20 protein-coding genes and 2 pseudogenes are annotated in these 19,241 nt (G+C 57.6%); 5 read left to right on the top strand and 17 right to left on the bottom strand.

The genetic code is table 11. The features are described from left to right. Positions 1-4: 4 nt before the first annotated feature. A complete protein-coding gene (locus tag BA011_RS38850) occupies positions 5-622 on the top strand; it encodes a TraH family protein (protein WP_018010297.1) in 618 nt (205 codons plus the stop codon). 23 nt (positions 623-645) lie between these two features. On the opposite strand, the gene BA011_RS38845 is transcribed toward BA011_RS38850, so the two are convergent. From BA011_RS38845 to BA011_RS38830, 4 genes are all read right to left on the bottom strand, one after another. After that, entirely contained in the window at positions 646-1,263 is a 618-nt protein-coding gene (locus tag BA011_RS38845; RefSeq protein WP_065284723.1) for a hypothetical protein, read from the bottom strand. Next, positions 1,260-1,439: a hypothetical protein gene (locus BA011_RS38840; protein ID WP_018010295.1), complete on the bottom strand. Its 180-nt coding sequence runs from the start codon at positions 1,437-1,439 to the stop codon at positions 1,260-1,262. The genes BA011_RS38845 and BA011_RS38840 overlap by 4 nt, the downstream gene beginning before the upstream one ends. Positions 1,440-1,587: 148 nt before the next feature. After that, on the bottom strand, positions 1,588-2,583 hold the full coding sequence (locus tag BA011_RS38835; protein WP_065284722.1) for an alpha/beta hydrolase: 996 nt from the start codon (positions 2,581-2,583) through the stop codon (positions 1,588-1,590). Continuing rightward, positions 2,573-4,189, bottom strand: coding sequence for an RcgA family putative transporter (locus BA011_RS38830; RefSeq protein ID WP_065284721.1), 1,617 nt, complete (start codon positions 4,187-4,189; stop codon positions 2,573-2,575). The genes BA011_RS38835 and BA011_RS38830 overlap by 11 nt, the downstream gene beginning before the upstream one ends. Before the next feature lie 282 nt (positions 4,190-4,471). On the opposite strand from BA011_RS38830, the gene BA011_RS38825 reads away from it, so the two are divergent. Continuing rightward, the gene (locus BA011_RS38825) at positions 4,472-5,176 is read left to right on the top strand and encodes an autoinducer binding domain-containing protein (RefSeq protein ID WP_027690598.1); all 705 of its coding nucleotides are present in this window, start codon (positions 4,472-4,474) and stop codon (positions 5,174-5,176) included. Here the strand turns inward: BA011_RS38825 and BA011_RS38820 are convergent, their stop codons facing one another. The 5 genes and pseudogenes from BA011_RS38820 to BA011_RS38800 all read right to left on the bottom strand — a co-directional run. Beyond that, a complete protein-coding gene (locus tag BA011_RS38820; RefSeq protein ID WP_027690597.1) occupies positions 5,177-5,476 on the bottom strand; it encodes a transcriptional repressor TraM in 300 nt (99 codons plus the stop codon). 200 nt (positions 5,477-5,676) lie between these two features. Continuing rightward, positions 5,677-6,978, bottom strand: a complete 1,302-nt coding sequence (gene trbI / locus BA011_RS38815; RefSeq protein ID WP_065284720.1) for an IncP-type conjugal transfer protein TrbI — start codon at positions 6,976-6,978, stop codon at positions 5,677-5,679. 15 nt (positions 6,979-6,993) lie between these two features. Then, on the bottom strand, positions 6,994-7,440 hold the full coding sequence (trbH, locus tag BA011_RS38810; RefSeq protein ID WP_028744199.1) for a conjugal transfer protein TrbH: 447 nt from the start codon (positions 7,438-7,440) through the stop codon (positions 6,994-6,996). A 3-nt stretch (positions 7,441-7,443) separates the two neighbouring features. Next, positions 7,444-8,274 (bottom strand): P-type conjugative transfer protein TrbG, encoded by an 831-nt coding sequence (gene trbG, locus BA011_RS38805; RefSeq protein ID WP_065284719.1) that lies wholly within the window; start codon positions 8,272-8,274, stop codon positions 7,444-7,446. A 15-nt stretch (positions 8,275-8,289) separates the two neighbouring features. Then, positions 8,290-8,808: pseudogene (locus BA011_RS38800) on the bottom strand (VirB8/TrbF family protein); the annotation flags it as partial. 66 nt (positions 8,809-8,874) lie between these two features. Between BA011_RS38800 and BA011_RS38790 the strand changes: the two are divergent. Next, positions 8,875-10,022, top strand: a protein-coding gene (locus BA011_RS38790) for an IS3 family transposase (protein ID WP_130718853.1) whose coding sequence is annotated in 2 segments (ribosomal slippage) — positions 8,875-9,124 and positions 9,124-10,022 — 1,149 coding nt in all. Because the reading frame shifts where the segments join, the coding sequence is not laid out codon by codon here. A gap of 33 nt (positions 10,023-10,055) precedes the next feature. On the opposite strand, the pseudogene BA011_RS43795 reads toward BA011_RS38790, so the two are convergent. From BA011_RS43795 to trbB, 8 genes and pseudogenes are all read right to left on the bottom strand, one after another. Further along, positions 10,056-10,196: pseudogene (locus BA011_RS43795) on the bottom strand (conjugal transfer protein TrbF); the annotation flags it as partial. A 21-nt stretch (positions 10,197-10,217) separates the two neighbouring features. After that, positions 10,218-11,399, bottom strand: coding sequence for a P-type conjugative transfer protein TrbL (gene trbL, locus BA011_RS38785; protein ID WP_065284718.1), 1,182 nt, complete (start codon positions 11,397-11,399; stop codon positions 10,218-10,220). Next, positions 11,393-11,593, bottom strand: a complete 201-nt coding sequence (gene trbK / locus BA011_RS38780; RefSeq protein WP_028744197.1) for an entry exclusion protein TrbK — start codon at positions 11,591-11,593, stop codon at positions 11,393-11,395. Before trbK ends, trbL begins: the two co-directional genes overlap by 7 nt. Then, positions 11,590-12,399: a P-type conjugative transfer protein TrbJ gene (gene trbJ / locus BA011_RS38775; protein ID WP_011654759.1), complete on the bottom strand. Its 810-nt coding sequence runs from the start codon at positions 12,397-12,399 to the stop codon at positions 11,590-11,592. The genes trbK and trbJ overlap by 4 nt, the downstream gene beginning before the upstream one ends. Beyond that, the gene (locus BA011_RS38770; RefSeq protein ID WP_028744195.1) at positions 12,392-14,827 is read right to left on the bottom strand and encodes a conjugal transfer protein TrbE; all 2,436 of its coding nucleotides are present in this window, start codon (positions 14,825-14,827) and stop codon (positions 12,392-12,394) included. The genes trbJ and BA011_RS38770 overlap by 8 nt, the downstream gene beginning before the upstream one ends. A 10-nt stretch (positions 14,828-14,837) precedes the next feature. Next, positions 14,838-15,137, bottom strand: a complete 300-nt coding sequence (locus BA011_RS38765) for a conjugal transfer protein TrbD (protein ID WP_011654761.1) — start codon at positions 15,135-15,137, stop codon at positions 14,838-14,840. After that, entirely contained in the window at positions 15,130-15,522 is a 393-nt protein-coding gene (locus tag BA011_RS38760) for a TrbC/VirB2 family protein (RefSeq protein ID WP_011654762.1), read from the bottom strand. The genes BA011_RS38765 and BA011_RS38760 overlap by 8 nt, the downstream gene beginning before the upstream one ends. Next, positions 15,512-16,477 (bottom strand): P-type conjugative transfer ATPase TrbB, encoded by a 966-nt coding sequence (trbB, locus tag BA011_RS38755; RefSeq protein ID WP_065284717.1) that lies wholly within the window; start codon positions 16,475-16,477, stop codon positions 15,512-15,514. The genes BA011_RS38760 and trbB overlap by 11 nt, the downstream gene beginning before the upstream one ends. A 379-nt stretch (positions 16,478-16,856) precedes the next feature. Here trbB and repA point away from each other — a divergent pair, with 379 nt between their 5' ends. Further along, entirely contained in the window at positions 16,857-18,047 is a 1,191-nt protein-coding gene (repA, locus tag BA011_RS38750) for a plasmid partitioning protein RepA (protein ID WP_018009855.1), read from the top strand. Positions 18,048-18,128: 81 nt separating this feature from the next. After that, complete coding sequence (repB, locus tag BA011_RS38745) at positions 18,129-19,121, top strand: plasmid partitioning protein RepB (RefSeq protein WP_028744193.1); 993 nt, start codon at positions 18,129-18,131, stop codon at positions 19,119-19,121. The last annotated feature ends 120 nt before the right edge of the window (positions 19,122-19,241 follow it).

Here is a 19,241-nt window from a genome sequence, read left to right as displayed (position 1 = left end):
GACCATGGACGCTGCCCTCATTGCGAAATGCGCCGATCCAAGCCTTCCCCCCGCTATCGTGGAACAGTTCATTTCGGCCGTCGGTTCCGACGATCCACTCGCCGTCACCGTGAATGCTGATGGTCGGCTGGTTCTCATCCCCAAACCTCGCTCGCCCGACGAGGCCATGGGTGTGGTCAAAGACTATGTCGGTCATGCCATCGTGCGGGTCGGCATCACCCAGTTTCCGGCGGATGTTGGCGTCGACGACGCATCGCAGCTTCAATCAGATATGTTCGAGGCCTGCGCGAATTTGCGCACAGGGACAGGCATATTCGCAAAGGTCGCCCGCATCGTCACCAAATGGTACGGCCGCCCCACGAATAAAGAGCTTCTTCCGCAGTTGGTGGACGATACGATCTACGCTTGGAAGACGGGCAGCTTCGAGGGCGACAACGTGTTCCGTGCCTCAGATCCTGGTGGCCCGACTTTCTTTGGTACACGCTCAGAAAAGCGTGCCGAAGGTACGGATCCCGTGGCGCCTCCCATGGAAAGTGAAGATGCCTCACAATCGGCCGAGCCGGATAAGGCTACGGAGGCAGGAATGAGGATCGATCTTTCGAGGATCGGCGGACAAAAATAACAAGCGTTGCGGATGGGTGAGCGTTAGGGCGAAACCGGAGAAGTGAGCGCTGGCGTTTCGCCTCGCGGCAGGAAGAAGCCCTTGATACATGCGTCATTGCGAACGGCGATCTGCGTGTGGGTACGCTCGTGAAAGCGAGCGCCATCGTAGATCTCATTACCTTCGGGAAACAGCCCTCGAACCGTGTCGAATGCCGGAAGGGCGGCTTCCTTCGCTATCTCGTGGAGGTAATTGATAACGGCGCAATCCAGCTTCCGAACGAGTTTGTCGGAATTCTTGTCACCCTTGGCATCGGAATTCACCGGCATTTTGCCGCCGGTGGCTTCAATCTGGCTTTTCAGCATGAGATAGCTGGTCTGGATCAGCGGGACATACTTGCGGGTAATGAGGTCCAAGCAGTTGCCGAGATCGATAATTGCGCCGAGCACGAAGGGCTCTTTATAAGCGCCAGATTCGGCTTTCAGCGTCGCCCATTCGAGCGCACGCCCGGGATCGTTTTCCCAAAAGTAGATTCCAGAACCAAGCCAGTCATACGCCTTTTCGCTCGGAAGAAGGGGCGACGCACCAGTTAGCGCAGCCATACCCACGGCCTTGTCACAGCCGTGGTAGCCGAGAACGTATGCAGGATAATTGGAACTCAAGCGGCAGCCGCTTCCTCAGCGTCGTCGTCGCGCGCATATTCTGGGGCAAGTTTGCCATCAGCAGACACAATGCCGGCGTCCATCAGATGACGGCGTGCATCATCTGGGGACTTGGCGGCGTCTTCAGCCCGCTTTTCCATGAGCGCGATGAGCGCCTCCAGCTGGATGTCTGTCATCGTCGAGGCCCTCCTGAGCCAACTTCTTGCAGTTTATTACATGGATTCCCGCAAAAGAGCAACTTGGACGGGGCATGGCGCCAAGCACGAGATTGTAACGCGGACACGCTGCAAACGTTCATTTTTGTCTGCCCGATACTCGGTCTCCTCAAGACAGAAACCGTTTCAACCCCAAGCCGGCGTACAAAATGTATGGCAACTTACCGAGAGAATAGTGGCCACAGTTTAATCTCAGAATCTGCGGCCGGCCGCCGGCGTTCTTCAAACTGCGTAACAAGCTCTCCGACAGCTCCGGCATCACAACCGTGTCTCTCTTGGCCAGCACCATCTGGATATCGAGATCCGGCCGCGCCAAACGATGCGCGTAGTTTTCGAGATTGAGCGGACCCCATGCTCTCCTGAGATCAGCCAGCTTGATCTCTGACTCGAGGCTGCTCCGGATAGATCGTGTAGCGCGACCCGTCCAAACCATATCCGCAAGGCTTCCACCAGTCAGAAACAGCGAAGCCTTAGAAACGTTCGGATCATGTGCGGCAATCAATCCTGCGACCCAGGAACCGAGGCTCATGCCGAGGACCGAGATTTCTCGATAGCCCTCACTTTTCAGCCAGCGGATGAGTTTTCTTCCATCACATACGGCCTCCCTGACGGCTTGGATCGTTCTTCCAAGGTTGGCGCTCAGCATGTAATCCGCGTGCAATGAACCGGGACGGCTACGCTCGAAGTGATAAGGCATCGCGATCTCGACGACTGTGATGCCGCGCCGTGACAAAAAGCCGGCAATTTGAGCGTTTCGAGTCCGTGCGTTCCAATGGTGAAAAACCACCAGTGCTTTGTTGAGTGATCCACTTTTGGTAATTTTCGCCCAGACGATATTGTTCTCTGCGACATCGGTCGAAATATCCGATGGAAACTTAACCCAATGCTCTCGCACTTCGAATCGTTGATCGCCGCCGTTCTGCTCATCGAAAAACGTCGGGTCAATCGAAGCTTCATCTGCGCGAGCACAAAATGCGCGGATACTGCCGATTTCCTCACCTGGAAAGGCACGGTCTGCATTAAGGATGAAGCTCGTCGTCTCCTTCCCGTCCTCACCGAGACGAGCCCGCTGTTCGTCCCACCGATCAAGCCAGCTAAGATACAATTTGTTCGCTTCCTATTTCATTCGATCGCCGACTGCCGAGGCCAGGATCAACCAGGCTGAACACCGCGACCAGAACACCGATGCCCAAAACGATCGAGAATCCCACGAATGCATCGACCAGCAGGTAGGTAGCAAACAGCAATGTCACGACCGCCGCCATCTTCCAGAGAGGCACATGAAATCGCGTGCCCATAGCTCGCAGGCAGATCGAACCGTAGACAAAGACAACGATGGTCGAAAGTGCAACGAGCAGGCTGCTGTAATGGGTAGGCATCCGATAATGGAACCCATTGCTGGCACCATCACGTCCAGCCAGCGCTGAAGACAAATCCCCGGCCAACCAGTCGAGGATGTTTTTGGCGTTCGATGTCAGATAGGAGCTCTGAGCCTTCATGCACGACGCGACCAGGAGGCCCAGAATTGTGCAACGAAAAATCCCACGCATTAATCTCAAGCAAAGCTCATAGACTTCGTCTTGAGATCCAACCTGCTGAAGGATCTTTGCTTCAAGGTCAATTTTCCTGAGATCATGGATCATGGTGTGTAGCAAAATGAGCCCAGCAAAAAAAAGGTAAAAGCAGAGGCACATATAGAGGTAAGCGAGGGCAGTGAACGCGATCGACACCGGGACCGATATAACCTCCGGTCGCACAATAGCCAGCGTGCCCCAACTAGTCGCGTAGTCTGCACCGCCTTCCAGCAATGGGATCAGACAAACACCAATCCATTGAAAAACACCGGCGAACAACACACAGATCAGGAATACCGCCCAATAAGAAGAGGAGGACGCCTCCACATTGCGGGCCCAATCATCCTCGCTTGTCGTCGTGTCGTTCCACGCCCATAGCCTCACACGCCCTTCCTTCGTCCAAAAAGCGAGTAGCTCTGTGACGAGCGCGAAAAACAGTGGCAAGAGCACCATGAAAAGGAAGGTCCAATTCGGCGCCCAGAGAAATCCAACCTCTTTCGCAAAGTTATCCGCCCGGAGGTAGACCGCGCTGTGGATCCCTACAATATAGGACAGAAAGCCGAGAGCGGAAGCGCCGGCAAACACAGCTGCGGGCAAGTTCAGCGGCGAACCGCCGCTAAAAAGGGCCTCCGATTTTCGCGCTAGACTGAAGCGCTGCTTCTTTCGATCGACTTCGGGCTCGCCATCGGGTGAAACCTCTAGTGACGACTGTTCCTCGTCAATTGCTGGGCGCGGCGACACATCTGGACGTTCTGACGCAAGGCTGTCTGCCTTTTTCGCCTCCCGTCTCTTGGCTTGCAGTCGCGTCTGGGCCGCGCTTAGCTCGACTTGCCAATCGGCTGTGGCCTCCGGATCATCACACCCAAAAACCCTCGCGAGCCAACGAATGTTCGCCGCGCTAACTCCCCGGTCATTTTCCTGAAACCAAAGCTGAACCGTCCGCAGATCAACCCCAGTGCGGTTCGAATCGATCTGTGAGATTGCCTCGGCAAGCAGTTCGGGCGTCCACGGGCCTGCGGGAAATCCGTCTTCACCGAGTGTTCTGCCGGCGCCCGCCGCAGCCAGTTTCTTGAACAATTCCTTCCAATCGCTGCCGTCATTTGGCGGCGGCAGAAATAATTTTCTGTTCTGAAACAATCGATTACCAGCTCTGATTTCGTTTCGTTTCGCTGCACTTCATACTACATCGTGCCAAATCACTCAATCGCCGGTTATCGAATTCCGGTTGGATAATTTTATGACGAACGCATAGCGAGTAGGCGACGTGATCGAATGAATGAATCAACCTAAAGCGGAGTTGGCGCGTTGCGCTCGCTAGCGTTGTCAGAGGAGGTCGGGCAGGACCCGGTCCACGTTTCGCGGCTGTCGTCATGAGCCGCTCCGGGACGGGAGGAGCAGCACCGAATGAAGGGGATTTGGATGAACCAACTTGTCGCGGGGCTTTTAGAAATCAGCGCTGTCGCGCATGACGATGCAACGCTGAAAGCCGCCTTAGCGGATTTGGCAGAACGGTTCGAATTTTCCGGCTACGATTATGCCAAACTGCTGCCGGGCGACTTTTACGTGATATCGAACCTTCATCCCGATTGGCTGAAGCGAAGCCGAAGGTTGGACCTGGACCGACGAAATCCGATTGTAAAGCGTGCCCAACAATCACGGCGCGCCTTTATCTGGTCTGGAACCCCACAGACGGGGACGCCGCTGGAGGAAGACCAGACTTTCTATGAAACTGCAGCGCAGTTCGGGATCCGTTCAGGCATCACCATTCCAATTGCTATTTCCAGTGGCGCCATCTCAGTCCTCACCTTCGTCTCTCCAAAGTCCGTTGTGACCGCGCACGACGAAATCGATCCGATCGCCGCATCCTCCGCGGTTGGGCAGCTACATGCCCGCATTGAGCAGCTAAAGATAGCTCCTTCAATCCAGGAACCCTTTTACCTCTCTCCGAAGGAGGGGACCTACACGCGGTGGCTTTCACTCGGCAAAACGGTGGAAGACACGGCCGATATCGAGCAGGTCAAATATAATACCGTCCGTATTGCGCTCGCCGAGGCACGACGGCGATATGACCTCTGCAACAACACGCAGCTCGTGGCTCTGGCAATTCGGCGTGGCCTGATTTGATCAGACTTTCGGTGTTCGGCCCAGAATGTTGAGAAGTGTCGTGAGCGCAGACATCTGCGCATGCATTTCGATCGTTGCTTCCAGATAGGCTAGGTGAGCGTCACCAGGCTCTTTCTCGCCGCCTCGGTCTCCGGCATGAGCGACCTGGAACATTCTCTCGGCGCGGTCGACAAGCTTGCGATGTTTCTTGATCGCGCCGACCGTCAGGATTTCGACAACTTGCTCGGGCTCGTTGGAGAGCAATCCGATGATCGGCCGCAGGTCGATGTCCGTGGCAGTGTCATTTCTCTCGTAACCCATAAGATCTCCCGACGCTCAGGCTCAGCCTGCGGTGTACGCCTTGTTTGCTCGTCTGAGAATCGAGCAACGTAGCGCGTACGGCCTTGGGAGTTAATTTAGCGATTGGCTCGGGACTCATCCACTGCAGTTTTGCAGCGACTTTTTTGGTTGACGGAACCGGTGTCCGTCGCCTGAACGTCGCCCGCCATCCTGCTCATATCTCAGTTGCTGTAATTGCCCGGAAAAATGATGTCCTGATCAACGAGCACATTGAAACTGTAACCTGGCCTTATCTTGATCGTTGGCTGGACATTGAGATTTTTCGAGATGGTCTGCTCGGCGACCCGTCCAAAAGTTTCTGCAAAATTCCGCCGCGCCGCGTCTGAGGCCGTGTCCTGCGTGGCAAGAGTTGAGCTCTCAGGCATCGACATGTCGATCCCTGTCCCGATAAGCGCGACGAGCGCGGCCGAACCGAAGGTCCGGAGATAGTGGTTATCGACTTTATCGCTGAAACCGCCATAACCTTCCGAGTCGGTCCCGGCCATACCGCCGATCTGCAGGGTCGAGCCATTCGGGAAGATGATATCGGTCCAGACGACGAGGACGCGGTTCTGGCCGAATGAGACCTTGCTGTCATAGCGACCAAGGAGCTTCGTCCCTTGCGGCACCAGCGTGAAGTGGCCGGTCGCGCTATCATAAACATTCTGGCTGATCTGGGCAGTGATGCGGCCCGGCAAGTCGGAATTGATGCCGGTGATCAGTGTCGCGGGGATCACCGATCCACGTTTGAGTTCGTAGCGTGACTGCTGAGGTACGACCTGATTGGGCAAGTAGCCGAGATCCTTGATGTCCGCGTTGAAGAAATCTTCCTTGGAAGTTTGTCCGTTCTGATCGACCTGACCCGCAGCGCCCGCTCTCAACGCCGCGGCATAGAGATCCTGTGAGCCGTTCGTCGCGCTGTTCGATTGACGCGGTCCGGCAGAAGCAGCGCCCGGCGCTTGCGCCGAGACATCGGTGATGTCGACTTTCAGCGGCGAGTCTAGGGCCGCCCCTTTTGCCTGTAGGCTTGCCATGCGCTGGCGCTGCTGTTCGCGAAAGATCTGTTCCCGCTGTTCGCGAAACATCCGAGCATTCCACTCCTCGTCCGACTCCATGCGGGACCTGCGTGGCTCACGTGGTTCAACCTTTGGTTCTGCCTCCAGCGGGCGTGCAGCTTCCTGCTGCTGCGGGACCGGGGTGGGCTGAAATACCGGCTGCTGTTGTTCCTGCCGGTCGCCGATAATTCCATCTTTAATACCCCGCTTCAACTGATCGGCGAAGGTCGAAGCCGGCGTACCAGACCCGTTTTCGTTCGGATCCTGCTGACCAAACCTCAGCCCACGTGAGGAGAGGCCGTAAACGAGAACGGCGAGGAACAGAACCAGAATACCGATCCCGACGAACAGGGGCACGCGATTGAGGCGCTTCATCCCTTTCTCGTCAGCAGACTGATTTGACGTTCCCAGTTGCAGCGATTGGACCATGATCGTCTCCGCCTGTCAGTTTCGCTTCATAAGGGAAAGGGGGCTCGCCGGCGTCGCCACGCCATTGCCAATCGAGTAGGCTCGGCCGAACTCCATTGTGTCAGTCGAAAGGCGCGCCAGCACTTGTCCGTCGGCCGCAACGATCGAGTAGGACAGCTCGACGGGCTTTGCTGCACCCTTCGCGTTTGCGCTCTTGTCATCGGTGACGACAGCAAAGCCCCAACCTTTCAAAGCAGCTTCGAGCGCGACGGCGAATTCGGATGTGTCGTTGTGCAGTTTGATAGGGGTGGTCGTCGATCCGGCTTGCTCGGCGAACCGTCCTGCCATGTCGCCGGCAATAGCACCGGCGGCGGGCCCTGTGACGTCAGCGGGTGCAGCGCTGGTGGACAGTCCGTCGGTTGCGGTCTGGCATCCGACTAGGCAGAGGGTCAGGACAATCGGAATGAGGCGATAGAGCTGCATGGATCACCCTCCCCGCCGGATCGTGATCTCCTGCTGTTTCCAGCCAACCCCAGAAATCAGGATCGCCTTGTCGATATTGTAATCGACGATCATCATGTCTTTCTTCATCCGATAATTGACGATGCGGTTTTGTCCGCCCGAGACGACGAAGAGAACCGGCGCATCCTGACCGGAGATCGCACGCGGAAACTGGATGTAGGTCTTCTGCCCATCGGAATAGACCCGCTTCGGCCGCCAAGGTGCGCTTCCACTCAAGGAATAGGAGAAGGCAAGCTGTTCGGGAGCGACACCGCCGTCTGGTCCGGTCATAGCCTGGATGCGGGCATTGATATCGGAGAGCTTTGTGGCGGCGTCTTCGGGATATTCGAAGCCGACCCGCGCCATGTATTGAGTCGGATGCGATTTCAGCTGGATATGGTAGGTGCGGCGTGAGGTCGTCACCACCATGGAAGTGACGAGCCCCGGCTCGGACGGCTTGACGATCAGATGGATCGCCTGTCCACCGGCGGCGCCCGACGTTGCTGGCTCCACCTTCCAGCGCACGGTATCACCGACAAGGACGTCGCGGACAATTTCGCCGCCCTGCAGCTCGATATCGCAGACCTGCAAAGGGGAGCAGACGACGGAGGGCTGCGTCTCACCAAAAAGGAAGATCACCTTGCCGTCCGGTCCGCGTGTGACCAGTCCGGTCTGCCCTCGCCATTTGCCCGAGAGGTTTGTCCCTTTGGCCTCATTGCCCGTCAGGCTTTGCGCGATGGCCATCGGTGAAACTGCGGTCGATACGGCAAGCGCCAGCATGCAGCGAAGAGCGACGCGTTTGTGTTTGATACTCATTGCAGATCCCTGCCCTTAAAGTTGCGCGGTCCAGTCGAAATCGGTCACGTACACGCCGATCGGATTGAGCCGGATTGTTGCTTCGTCTTGTGGTGATGTGATCGACACGGTCGCGATGCCCCGGAAACGTCGGGTCGCGACCTCCTTGCCTTTCCGATCGCGCTCGTACTCGGTCCAGTCGATCTGGTAGGTCTGGTTCGAAAGCGCGACGATGTTGTTCACCTCGATCGCGACGGTCGCGTTGACCGCCTTTTCGAACGGCGAGTTGCCGCGGAACCATGCATTGACCTTTTGCGTCGAGGGATCGCTCGTCCGCAGGAGGGCATAGGTGCGGTCGATATATTGCTTCTGGACCACCGCATCTGGTGTGATCGAACGGAAGCTGGTCACGAAGTTCCCGAGCGTCGCGCGCACGACCCGCGTGTCCGCATACTCGATCTGCTGCGGGAGGCCCCCGGAAACCGTGTTCCCGAGCTTATCAACCTCGACGATATACGGGACGAGTTTGACCTGCGTACTGAGGTAAAGCGCGTAGCCTGGCCTGCTGCCGGTTTCATGGACACGAGGTTAAGGTGTTCCTCCTGAAACCGGAGAGCATGAATGCAAAGACGAATATTCAGCCGCGAGTACAAGCTTGAGGCGGTGAAGCTGGTCAGGGAGCGTGGGGTTGCCGTTGCGCAGGCTGCCCGTGATCTTGATGTCCACGAGAATGTGTTGCGCAAATGGGTTCGGGAATACGGCGACGATCCCAGCCAATCCTTTCCTGGAAAAGGGCAAATGAAGCCGGAGCAGCTTGAGATCGAGCGGCTCCGTCGTGAAGTCGCAAAGCTGAAGGCAGAGCGCGATATCCTAAAAAAGGCCGCAGCCTACTTTGCCAGGGACGCGATATGAAGTTCGCGTTCGTTGCAAAGCACCGCTCGATCTGGCCGGTGGCATGGCTCTGTGAAGCGCTGGGAGTTTCTCGTTCAGGTTTCCACGCCTGGTTCAATCGTTCTCCGAGCGAACATGCACGCCATGACGAGGTCCTGCTGGAAAGGATCAAGCAGAGTTTCCAGTCCAGCGACCGCACCTATGGTGCCCGACGGGTCTGGCACGATGTGCTGGAGGAAGGGTTATCCTGTGGCCTCCATCGTATTGAGCGGCTGATGCGCTTGAATGCGCTCAGGGCAAGACCGAGGCGGCGTGGCTTGCCAAAGGATGCCGGTGACCGTGCCGTCATCATGCCTAACGTGCTGGACCGCCAGTTCGTGGCAGACCGTCCGAACCAGAAATGGGTGGCTGACTTCACCTATATCTGGACCGCGGAAGGCTGGCTGTATGTCGCAGCCGTCATCGACCTGTTCTCACGCCGTGTCGTCGGCTGGTCGATGAATGCCAACATGACAGCCCAACTCGTCACAGATGCGCTGATCATGGCGATATGGCGTCGAGGAAAACCAGATGCTCTGCTGCATCACTCCGACCAGGGCAGCCAATATACCAGCGAGCAGTTCCAGCGCCTCATGGGAGATCACGGCATCACCTGCTCGATGAGCCGCTCTGGAAATGTCTGGGACAACGCTGCAATGGAGAGCTTCTTCTCCTCACTGAAAACGGAGAGAACGGCACGGAAGGTTTATCGCACGAGGAATGACGCCAGAGCCGATGTGTTCGATTACATCGAGCGCTTCTACAACCCGAAGCGTCGCCACTCGACACTGGGCTATCTCAGCCCCAATGACTTTGAAACAAAGGTGGGATTAGCTTAACCTCGTGTCCGATAAACCGGCAGCAGGCCAGCCAAAGCCAATCACGGCCATTCCCAGGCTCAAGATTCCAACGACCTTCCAGGCGGACGCCGCCCTGACGTAGGAGCCGTAACGTTCTGACCATTCCTGCCTTGCAGCAAGATACGGGTTCTCAGGTGCGGGATGCCCTGCCATTTGTGTGATCCTGTCCGTGAATTATGGTTTGTCCGGTTTTTCCGGAGGGGGCGTCGGAGCTGAGGAATTGCCCCTAGCCTGATCGAGCTTTGCGTTGGCCAGGCCGAGAAGGGAACCGGCATAAGCGCCGGGTGACCCGATTGCCTTCTCCTTGGCTGCGGATCCGGCAGCCATGGCACCGGAGCTGAAACTTGCGCCCATGCCCCGAAGTACCGAAGCTGCGGCCGAGGAACCGCCGGCCCGCGCTGCCTGCGCGGCGGCAAAACCGGCGCCGACGGCGCCAGCTCCAAGGAATGCGCCGCCCGCTGCGAACGAGGCCGCCTGTCCGCCGTGGCGAATTGTCTCCATGCCGCCGGAGACCGACGCCCCTTGCACGACGCCCTGGATGATGTTCGGGACGTACATCGCGATGATGAAGACGACGACCGAAATGCCAGCGATCGCGAGTGTGGTGATGAACTGGTCGCTTTCGGCTGTCGGGGCCTGCGCCAGTCCAAGCAGGACGTTCGAGCCGATCTTGGCGATCATGACCAAGGCCATCAGCTTCATCCCAACGCCGAAAGCATAGACGAGATAGCGGATCGCAAAGTCCTTGGTGAAGGAGGAGCCGCCAAGCCCGAGCATGATCATGCCTGCCAGCAGGCCGACATACATCTCGACCATGACCGATACGAAGATTGCCGCGACAAGCGAGAAGCAGATGACGACGATGCCCATCGCAAGCACGGCGGCGATAGCCAGGGCATTGTCTTCGAAGACGCCGAACTTCGCCTGTTCCGACATCTGGGACGCTACGCGAATTCCGGCGTCGAAGACTTCGGCTGGAGACGCAGAGCCGCCACCGGCGCCGATTTGGAAAAGACTGTCGACGGCAGCCCTGGCGAAGGTCGGGCCCTGCGTCAAAGCGAAGGCAAAAAAGCCGATGAACATGATGCGACGGACGAGCTCGGCAAACCAACTGTCCAGCGATGCTGCCTGGATCGCGAGCCACACCGCAGCAATGCCGACCTCGATGCCTGCGAGGATCCAGAACAGCGATTTCGCCGCATCCATGACGGTGGTTTCCCACCCTTTGGCGGCAGTCGAGACCTGGTTTTCCAACTCCGTCAGCACTTGGCCTTGTTGGGCGAAGGCTGGTGCCGCCAAAGCAAGGAAGGCGATTCCCGCGACGAGGATGGTGCTTCTCCGATTGCGCTTCACCATCTCGGGCGCATCTCCTGGCCCTTTTCGATCGGCGGCAGCGCCTTGCCCGTGCCAAAGAACTTCTCGCGTTTTGCTCGTTGCTCTTCACTCATCTGCGGCGCGGCGGAGCTTTCGCCACGAACCAGAACGACTGAGGTGACGGCAATCACTGTGATCACGACGCACACGGAGGCGATCAGTACGGGGCGGGTCACCAGCGGGGCTCCATTTTCTGACCGGAGGGAATGGATTGGACGTCCGCATTGAAGAATTTCTCTCGACGAGCCTGCGCCAGATCCTTGTCCGTCTGTTCGCTCTGCAGCCAGGTCCCCATCATCGTGGTCTGCTGGGAGACAATTCCGCGTAGCTTCTGTATCTGGGCGACCTGCTGAGCGGCGATCTGGTGGCCGACCTGAAGTGCCTTCATCTGGCCGTCCGCTGATTGCGACATTGATTGCAGTTGGCCCATCGTATCCTCTTCGCTGTCGAACTGATCGGCGGTGAGGCTTGCGGCCTTGAGAGTGCTGGAAATCGTGTCGCGGTTCGTGTTCGACCACGTCTGATAGGTGGACGAAAAGCTCTCGGCGTTTGGCAGGCTTGTCTTCAAGTCCGCATAGCTTTTGAAGCGTTGCTTCAGAAGATCGTCAGCGTTGCCCATGGAAAAGGCGATGCCCTGACCCTGATTGACGATATCGCGCAGCTGGTTCAGGTCACCTTCAACCTGGCCCCAGATATGGTTCGGAAGCTGGGCCGTATTCTGCAGCATGTTTTGATAGATATTGAGCTGGTTTTGGATCTGCTCGGCAAGCTGGGTAATCTGGGTGATCTGATTTGCGATCTGCTCGCTCGATTGCCCGACCAAAGATATCAGCTCGCCGTTGTTCAAGAGCTGCGTCATTTCGGTCGCGCCGGTAACTGCGCCTCCTGCATAGGAAACAGTGGGCGTGGCGGTAAGGCCGGCGGCGACCAATCCCACCACCAATGATTTGCCGAGCTTCAAGAACTGGATTGCTTCACTCATTGCGGTTGATCCCCCTTTCGATGAGCCACTGACCCGGCCATTCGAGGCCGTGGGTGGACGAGAGTGCCCTGATGCGGGCTAGATCGGCTTTGCCAGAGGCGCCGACGAAGGAGAGCGTGACCGGTCCGAGAGACATGTCGAAAAGCCTGCGGCCATCGGGTGAGGTCACGTAATATTCGCGTTTCGGGATGGCGTTCGCGACAATCTCGATCTGCCGCGCATTGAAGCCGATCCGCTCGTAGAATTCGCGGGTGCCGGTTTCCCGGGCTGCGCCGTTCGGAAGGCAAATCTTGGTCGGGCAAGATTCCTTCAGGACGTCGATAATGCCCGAGCGCTCAGCGTCGGAGATCGACTGCGTCGCGAGAATGACGGCGCAGTTCGCCTTGCGTAGCACCTTGAGCCATTCCCTGATCTTGTCGCGGAACACAGGATGGCCGAGCATCAGCCATGCCTCGTCCAGAACGATGAGGCTTGGCGAGCCATCGAGCCGCTTCTCAATCCGTCGAAAGAGATAGGTCAGAACAGGGACGAGATTACGCTCGCCCATATTCATCAGCTGCTCGATCTCAAAGCACTGGAAGCGCCCAAGCGTCAGGCCATCCTCTTCCGCATCAAGGAGCAGACCCATCGGGCCATCAACCGTGTAATGGTGCAGCGCATCTTTGATCTCCCGCATCTGGACGCCGCTGACAAAATCCGACAGCGAACGGCCGGGCGCCGACGCCATCAACCCTATTTGCCTCGAGATTGCATTGCGATGGTCCGGCGCAATCGTGACTCCTTGAAGCGAAACGAGGGTCTCGATCCATTCGGAAGCCCATGCTCGATCGGCGTCAGTCGAAAGCTCCGACAATGGGCAGAAGGCAAGACTGGCCCCCTCTCCGCTCTCGCCGCCGATCTCGTAGTGGTCACCGCCGACACCGAGCGTCAGCGTCAGCATCGAATTGCCTTTGTCGAAGGCGAAGACTTGCGCCTTCTCGTAGCGGCAGAATTGGGCGGCAATCAGCGCGAGGAGCGTGGATTTGCCGGAACCAGTCGGACCGAAAATCAAGGTATGGCCGACATCGTCGACATGCAGGTTCAGTCGGAAGGGGGTCGAGCCAGATGCAACCTGCATGAGTGGGGGCGCATCGGGAGGATAGAACGGACACGGGGCGAACGGCTGACCCGACCAGACGGAGTTGAGCGGGACGAGGTCGGCAAGATTGCGCGTGTTGATGAGCGGTTCGCGGATGTTGCAATACCAGTTGCCCGGCAGGCTGCCAAGAAACGCGTCTGTCGCATTCAGCGTCTCGATGCGAGCTCCGAAGCCTTCCGCCTGGATGAGGCGACGAACCGCCTCCGCCTTCTCCTGCAGCGCCGAGCGGCTTTCGTCGAAGAGAACGATGACCGGGGTATAATAGCCGTAGGCCACCAATTGCGATGAGGCTTCGGCGATCGCATCCTCAGTCTCGGCGACCATTGCCATGGCATCCTGATCGACCGACCGGGATTGCGTCTGGAACAGCTGGTCGAAAAACGGCCGCACTTTCTGCTGCCACTTCTTGCGGGTCCTCTCAAGGCGCTGCTTTGCTTCCTCCGCATCGAGGAAGATGAAGCGCGACGACCACCGATAAGTCAGCGGCATGAGGTTCAGGCTGTTCAAAATCCCTGGCCAGCTCTCGGCCGGAAGCCCATCGATCGCGATCACACCAAGAAACCGACCCTCGACCCGCGGCGTCAGGCCATGTTCCAGCTCCGCCGTTGCGAGCCAGTCTAGGTACATGGGGATTTCTGGTAGGCGAACGGGATGGTTCTCGCCGGTGATGGCAAATCGAATGAACTGGAAAAGCTCGTCGTAGCGTGCAACGCGAGCACCATCCCGCTCGGAAACCTCTCGGGTTTGCATGCGCTGCACCGAGAGAACATTGCCGAGATACTGCTCAATCTCCCGGATCGAGCGGCGAAACGCATCAAGAGCGGTATCGGCATATTTCGCTGAGCGGCTTTCGTTGTCCGAGTAGATATAACGCGTGAGACCCGATCGCCGCCGCTCGGGCGGCCGATAGGTCAGAATGAGCGCATGACGGCTTTCGAAGTGCCCGCGCTCCTGTCCAAAATGTCTACGGCGCTCGTGGTCGATCAGCAGGGTGACGGCATCGGGAAAATGGCTGCGTTCAGCAGACGGGTATTCGGTCGTCGGCACGCGCACTGCCTCGACCTGGATCATCCAGCCCGTACCCAGTCGCGAGAGGATCGAGTTGATCTGGCGGGAAAGCTCGTTTCGCTCGAAATCCGTAGCGCTTTCGGAATCCGGACCGGCAAAATACCACCCGGCCATCAGACTACCGTCCTTCAGCAGGAGAATGCCGTTATCGACAAGGCCAGCATACGGAACGAGGTCCGCGAATGACGGACCGGTCGATCGAAATGTGCGTAAAGCGACCATTGTAGCCTCCTCAGTACCGGCGCCAGGGCGCGGAGGTCGGGAGGTAGTGCGCCCGGTACCGCATATGGCGTGCATAGACTTTGCGCATCATGGGGTCCGCCTTCGCCATCATGCGGAGCGCGCCGACGACCACGATCCAGATCGCGATGCCGAAAAGTGCCGAGTAGATGGTCAGGACGACGAAGATGAGGATGATCGCGGCGAGCCCGGTCAGCAGCACGAGTTCTCGATCCGCTCCCATCAAGAGGTTCGGTCGCGAGAGAGCACGGTGAATACGGTTGCGATGGAGTCCGACGCCGGCGTCAGCCATGACGCCCCTCCCCTCCCCCTAACGGAGTTGAAGAAGGAGTTGGGGGTTGCTCGGCGACAAACGAGCTACCGATCGAGGCACCGGTCGAGCCGAAGAGGCCGACAATTGTTGTGGCACCAAGCAGGATCCCCGCGACGAGTACCACATACATCAGTCGCCGCGCGAAATCGTTGAGCTCGCCGCCGAAGATCAGCATGCCGCCGGCAATCGCGACGGCGGCCAGTGCAATATAGCCGGCGACCGGTCCCGTGATGGACTGCTGGATCTGCTCGAGCGGACCTTCCCACGGCAGGCTTCCGCCTGAACCTGCAAGTGCTGGCCCGGCAAGCGAGGCGCAAAGCAATGCGCCGATAATTCCCAAACGGAGAAAGCGATTATGCTGCATGACTGTCCTCATCGATCTGCGGATAGTGTTCTGTCTGGTAACGCGAGCCGTTGAACCCCTCGACATGGAGGACCTCCCTCACCCGGCGGCCTCGCCCGGCGCGTTCGATCGAGATGACGAGATCGACCGCTTCGCCAATCACGGCTTGCATTGGCTGTTGACTGGCTTCCGATGTCAGTTGCTCGAGGCGCCGAAGCGCCGACATTGCGGAATTGGAATGGATCGTCGTGACGCCTCCTGGGTGTCCTGTGTTCCAGGCTTTCAGCAGGGTCAGTGCCGCCCCGTCACGAACCTCGCCAACGATGATGCGGTCGGGACGCAGGCGCATCGTGCTCTTGAGAAGCCTGGCCATGTCGACAGCGTCGCTCGTGTGGAGGCAGACGGCATTTTCCGCTGCGCATTGGATTTCGGACGTGTCCTCGAGGATCACCATCCTGTCCTCAGGCGCGGAGGAAACGATTTCAGCGATGACCGCGTTCGCGAGTGTTGTCTTACCTGAGCCCGTCCCGCCAGCGATGACGATGTTCAGCCGGTTGGTGATGGCACTGCGGATGATCGAAGCCTGAGCTTCGGTCATGATCTTTGCGGTCATATAGTCATCGAGTGGAATGAGCCGTGAAGCGCGCCTGCGGATCGTAAACGTTGGCGAGTTGACGACGGGAGGCAGGAGGCCTTCGAAGCGGTGGCCGCCAATCGGTAGTTCGCCGGAGATGATCGGTCGTTCTCCGTCGGCTTCGGACTGGAGAGCGTGCGCTACCGATCCGATAACAGTCTCGGCGGCGGTCGCCTGCATTTCGCCGGCTGGCGCGACGCCGTGACCCAAGCGCTCGATGAAAAGCTTGCCGTCTGGATTGAGCATAATCTCGACGACTGTCGGGTCTTCAAGGGCAAAGCAAAGGCGCTCGCCGAGGGCGTCCTGGAGTTTGCGGACAAGGCGGGAGTGCGACTGAAGCATGGGGAAGATCGTCTCCTCGTTTGAGTGCGTGAGAGACAGACCTCGGTGGCCGCGGGAAGTCCATGTGCAATTTTGCACCTCGCGAGTCGCGGTCGATTCCGTCAGTTTCGCCTCGATTCGAGAGCCGGAGAGCCATGCTGTCTGTAATTTAGGCGGTTGAGTCACAGGAAAGATGAAAGGCCGGATACGACAAATTTGGGCCTAACGTGAGGAATTGTCACGCTTATTTGGCGAACCGAAGAAAATGCGCACGATCGACTTAAGACTTTGTTAACTTTAAATTCCTTGCCGCGCAGGCGGAATCGCATGATAGTTGCGCAAATGATGGCTATGTGGCCATGTTTTCGAAAGTGTGGCCACCAAGGAAATAGTTCGCAAAATGAGCCAGCCGCTGCCTAACCGTTTTGATCTTGAGATCGCCGAGCAGGGATCAAAGATCTCTAGCGCGTTGCATATGCTGCGCAGCCAGCAGTATCCGCCTGATGCTCGAAAGGGTTTGCGAAAATTCCAGATTGGTGAAGTCGCGGATTTCATGGGCGTCACGCAAAGTCATCTGCGACAGATCCATTCCGAAGGCAAAGGTCCAGAGATCGAATCGGTCGGTGGTCGCCGATATTATACGGCCGATCAAATGCTCGAACTGAGAGAGTATCTCGAGACCAACAAGAAATCGGACAAGCGATATTACCTTCCCAAACGCCGGCAGGGCGAACCTCTGCAGGTCGTGTCTGTCGTGAACTTCAAGGGTGGTAGCGGAAAGACAACGACGGCGGCTCATCTTGCCCAGTATCTCGCGCTAACCGGCCACCGCGTCCTTGCCGTCGACCTTGACCCGCAAGCATCGCTAACATCCTTGTTTGGTATCCAGCCAGAGCTTGACGAAACCTCGTCGCTGTACGAAGCGCTCCGCTTCGATGATGAGCGTAAGCCGATCGCTGATGTCATCCAATCGACCAACATCCCCGGCCTCGATGTCGTGCCCGCCAACCTAATTTTGCAGGAGTACGAATACGACGTGCCGCTCGCCATCTCTTCAAAGAAGGGGGGTGAGGGACGTCTATTTCATATGCGGATCGTCAATGCGCTTAAGGATGTCGATGACCGATACGATGTGGTGGTCATCGATTGCCCACCACAGCTTGGCTATCTGACGATAACCGCGCTGATGGCCTCCACCGGCATCCTGATCACCATCCATCCCCAGATGCTGGACGTCATGTCGATGAGCCAGTTCCTGATGATGCTCGGCGGTATCATGACGCCGGTTGCCGAGGCCGGCGCCGAGATCCGGGTGGAATGGTTTCGTTATTTGGTAACGCGTTTCGAACCGACGGACATACCGCAGGCGCAAATGGTCGGCTTCATGCAGTCGATGTTTGCCCAGCACATGCTTCGAAATCATGTGTTGAAGTCGACAGCGATCTCGGACGCCTCGATCAAGAAGCAGACCTTGTACGAGGTTGAGCGAGGCGACTTCGTCCGGTCAACATATGATCGCGCTATCGAAAGCCTGAATTCCGCAAATGGCGAGATCATGGAATTGATGCACAGTGCATGGGGGCGGAAATGACCTTGTCAGCCGTTTTTTTCCCGCTTTTCGCAAAGGATAGCAAGACCTTATCGAAGTTGACAGGGTATATGGAGACGAGCCATGTCGCGTGAAAACCCTTTTGCAAAGTTGGACATAGCTTCTCTCTCCGCTAGCAGAGCGCCAACCAAGCCTGGCTACGCGATGACCGGGGCTGCGAAGACGGTTGTTCGGTCCATTGAGGATCTTGCGGAGAACACCAAGAAGCTGATGGAAGGTGAAGTGATTGTGGAGTTGGATCCACAGTCGCTCGACGCCTCCTCTATCTCCGATCGTCTCTCCGATGACGGCGAGGAGTATCAGGAACTGAAGCAGGCAATCCAGGAGTCCGGGCAGTCGACTCCCATCCTGGTGCGGCCGAGTTCGGATGGGCAGCGATATACGGTCGTTTTCGGCCACCGGCGCCTGAAAGTCGCACGCGAGCTCGGAATTCCGGTTAAGGCGATCGTCAAGAAACTCGACGATATCGCCTCGGCTATTGCACAAGGCCAGGAAAACTCGGCCCGGTCCAATCTGTCGTTTATCGAGCGTGCCTACTTTGCTCAGAACCTACTTGCCACGGGACTGACCAAGGACGTAGTTCGAACATCCCTGGCCATCGATGAAGCGATGCTGTCCAAGATGCTCGGCGTTGTCGAAGTCGTCCCTGCTCCAGTCATCAAGGCGGTTGGCGCCGCGAAGAAGATAGGGCGGGATAAATGGCTGAGCCTCAGGCAACTGGTGCTTACCCCTGCCCTACTACGAGCTTCGACCGATCGCGTGGCTAACGCTGAGTTCCTTGAACTTTCCGAGGACAAGAGATTTGACGACCTCCACGATTATCTCAAGCGGTACAAGACCAAATCAGATGCAAAGAAGCCGAAAGCGACGGCATCTGCGAAAGAGTGGGTATCGCGCGATAGCTCGTTGAGTTTTTCGATGAACGCCAAGTCCAAGAAGGTGGCTATCGAGCTTTCGAACACAGAAGCCAAGCCATTTAGTGATTGGCTCTCCAGCCGAATGGACCAGCTGTACGACGAATACAGGCGTTCTAAACCTGAAGACAACGGAGATTAAACCGCAAAAGAAAAAGGCCCCCGAACGGTACCCCGTGGAAGCCTCTCTCGTTATCCGTAGCAAGATCGAGAATCGCATTTCCCGGAATCACAGTCAAGAGTCTTTGGCACCGATTTGGTG

It is taken from the genome of Rhizobium leguminosarum, from assembly GCF_001679785.1.
In the GTDB taxonomy this organism is placed as follows: Bacteria; Pseudomonadota; Alphaproteobacteria; order Rhizobiales; family Rhizobiaceae; genus Rhizobium; species Rhizobium leguminosarum_R.
The sequence above is the reverse complement of the archived record's forward strand: the minus strand, read 5'-3'. Positions and strand labels throughout refer to the sequence as shown.

What these genes read in the sequence shown, in the direction of transcription:
- BA011_RS38850 (WP_018010297.1), top strand. Translation starts at nt 5, where the DNA reads ATGGACGCTGCCCTCATTGCGAAATGCGCCGATCCAAGCCTTCCCCCC.
- BA011_RS38840 (WP_018010295.1), bottom strand. Translation starts at nt 1,439, where the DNA reads ATGACAGACATCCAGCTGGAGGCGCTCATCGCGCTCATGGAAAAGCGG.
- BA011_RS38825 (WP_027690598.1), top strand. Translation starts at nt 4,472, where the DNA reads ATGAACCAACTTGTCGCGGGGCTTTTAGAAATCAGCGCTGTCGCGCAT.
- BA011_RS38820 (WP_027690597.1), bottom strand. Translation starts at nt 5,476, where the DNA reads ATGGGTTACGAGAGAAATGACACTGCCACGGACATCGACCTGCGGCCG.
- trbI (WP_065284720.1), bottom strand. Translation starts at nt 6,978, where the DNA reads ATGGTCCAATCGCTGCAACTGGGAACGTCAAATCAGTCTGCTGACGAG.
- trbH (WP_028744199.1), bottom strand. Translation starts at nt 7,440, where the DNA reads ATGCAGCTCTATCGCCTCATTCCGATTGTCCTGACCCTCTGCCTAGTC.
- trbG (WP_065284719.1), bottom strand. Translation starts at nt 8,274, where the DNA reads ATGAGTATCAAACACAAACGCGTCGCTCTTCGCTGCATGCTGGCGCTT.
- trbL (WP_065284718.1), bottom strand. Translation starts at nt 11,399, where the DNA reads ATGGTGAAGCGCAATCGGAGAAGCACCATCCTCGTCGCGGGAATCGCC.
- trbJ (WP_011654759.1), bottom strand. Translation starts at nt 12,399, where the DNA reads ATGAGTGAAGCAATCCAGTTCTTGAAGCTCGGCAAATCATTGGTGGTG.
- BA011_RS38770 (WP_028744195.1), bottom strand. Translation starts at nt 14,827, where the DNA reads ATGGTCGCTTTACGCACATTTCGATCGACCGGTCCGTCATTCGCGGAC.
- BA011_RS38765 (WP_011654761.1), bottom strand. Translation starts at nt 15,137, where the DNA reads ATGGCTGACGCCGGCGTCGGACTCCATCGCAACCGTATTCACCGTGCT.
- BA011_RS38760 (WP_011654762.1), bottom strand. Translation starts at nt 15,522, where the DNA reads ATGCAGCATAATCGCTTTCTCCGTTTGGGAATTATCGGCGCATTGCTT.
- trbB (WP_065284717.1), bottom strand. Translation starts at nt 16,477, where the DNA reads ATGCTTCAGTCGCACTCCCGCCTTGTCCGCAAACTCCAGGACGCCCTC.
- repA (WP_018009855.1), top strand. Translation starts at nt 16,857, where the DNA reads ATGAGCCAGCCGCTGCCTAACCGTTTTGATCTTGAGATCGCCGAGCAG.
- repB (WP_028744193.1), top strand. Translation starts at nt 18,129, where the DNA reads ATGTCGCGTGAAAACCCTTTTGCAAAGTTGGACATAGCTTCTCTCTCC.